This is a genomic window from Fusibacter sp. (assembly GCF_057447755.1).
Genome location: NZ_JBVBZF010000489.1, coordinates 1 through 1,832 on the forward strand (window position 1 = coordinate 1; position 1,832 = coordinate 1,832).

General features: G+C 33.4%; 3 protein-coding genes. All 3 read left to right on the forward strand.

Annotated features, from left to right (window positions below; genetic code table 11):
- Positions 1-334: GNAT family N-acetyltransferase (locus AC220I_RS21970; RefSeq protein ID WP_486726006.1), on the forward strand; the 334-nt coding region annotated here is incomplete at its 5' end.
- Positions 335-434: 100 nt separating this feature from the next.
- A complete protein-coding gene (locus AC220I_RS21975; protein ID WP_486726007.1) occupies positions 435-1,175 on the forward strand; it encodes a class I SAM-dependent methyltransferase in 741 nt (246 codons plus the stop codon).
- Between the two features lie 61 nt (positions 1,176-1,236).
- Positions 1,237-1,832: class I SAM-dependent methyltransferase (locus AC220I_RS21980; protein ID WP_486726008.1), on the forward strand; the 596-nt coding region annotated here is incomplete at its 3' end.

The window sequence follows — 1,832 nt, forward strand, 5'->3', positions numbered from 1 at the left end:
ACCAAGTACAGACGAAATGATTGGTATGGTTGGAATGGGTCTTGAAGATACTCTAAATGAAGTTGAAGTAGCCTATTTTATGTCAGAAGATTATCAAAGAAATGGATATACAAAAGAAGCAATAGAAGCATTAGTAGATTGGTGTTTCAAGGTTTCAGATCTTAAGTATCTTATTTTAACGATTGATTGTGCAAACGTTCCTTCTTGTAAACTTGCTGAGAAATGTGGATTTGAATTGTTTGAAAAAAGAACGCCAATTGGGCATAAACAACCCAACATGGAAAGCGATACTTATTTCTATTTTAGACGATACAGACATGTAGAACACCATTAGGATATAAATTACCTATATTATAGAAATTATAATCCAAAATACATTATAAGAATGTTAAGAAAACATTATCAGATTGAGAGCAAAAATGGAGGTCATCAAAATGGGTGCAGTTAAAATCGAATTAGAGCGAATTATAGGAAATGAGAAAATCAATAAAGTCTTAGAAGTTGGTGTAGGTAGAGGTGATTTCCTAAGTGTTCTAGTTGATTGCTTTGACACAGATACACATTATACAGGTATAGACACTGAACAATCACATCTTGATATGGCATCCGAGATATTTAAGGATAAAAATGTTGAGTTACATGTAATGAATGGTGAAAGGATGGCGTTTGGCAGCAACGTATTCGATATTGCATTCATTTCAAACACGCTGCATCATTTACCAGATCCTAAGAAAGTATTAGAGGAAATGAAACGTGTTGTAAAACCGGGTGGTTATATTGTAGTTCACGAAATGATTAATGAAAACCAGTCTGAGAAACAAAATGTACACGTATGGATACATCATCTATGCGCTGAAATAGATAGTGCTTTAGGCGTTCACCATGCACATACATATAAAAAAAGCGAAATAAAGAATCTGTTCACCGATTTAGATTTATCGATTTTAGGTGAAGCTGAATACCTTGTTCAAGATGAGCAAGACCTAGGAGATGAAAAGGAAATCTTAGATAACACATTTTCAGCTTTGAATAAAAAAATAGACGAGCTTCAAGAGTCCAATATTAAAGATGGATTTAGACAAAGACTGAATCAACATAGAGATGAAGTATATGAAATTGGATTTGCAATGGCGACAGAGTATTTAGCGATTACGAGTATTGATAAGAAATTGTGACTTCGTTATTAGCGGCAACTTTATGCCCAGTACTTGACGGTGTGAATGGAGGGAATATAATATGAAAAACAATTTAATTTTTAAACAGACACCATTATATAGGTTTTTAGAATACTGCAATAATGAAAAAAAACAAGAGAGAAGCTCGGTACTAGATTGTGGTGCAGGTGGCTCTATGCCTCCTTTGAGTTTATTTAAATCACAGGGATTCATCACTTATGGTATAGATTTTGATGAGAAGCAAGTTGAAAGAGCACAGCTATTTGCAGAGGAAATGAATCAGATTTTAAATATAGAATTTGGTGATATGACAAAACTGAAATTTGATGATGAAAGTTTTGACTTTGTATATTCCTATAATTCCATATTTCACATGAAGAAGCGTAATATCAAGATTGCTTTAGAAGAGATGAAGAGAGTATTGAAACCAAATGGTTTACTATTCGTGAATTTTTTATCCGTCGATGATTTTCGCTGTGGGCAAGGTCCTCATTTGGGTGATAATCAATATGAACAAATGGATGACGAACCAGTAATCCATTCCTATTTTGGCTTAGATGAATGTGATCAATACTTTGAAGACATGGAATTTGTATTAAAAGAAAGAAGAGTCGTTGAGCGCATATTTGAAGGTGATAAAATTAAACAAGGCTTTAT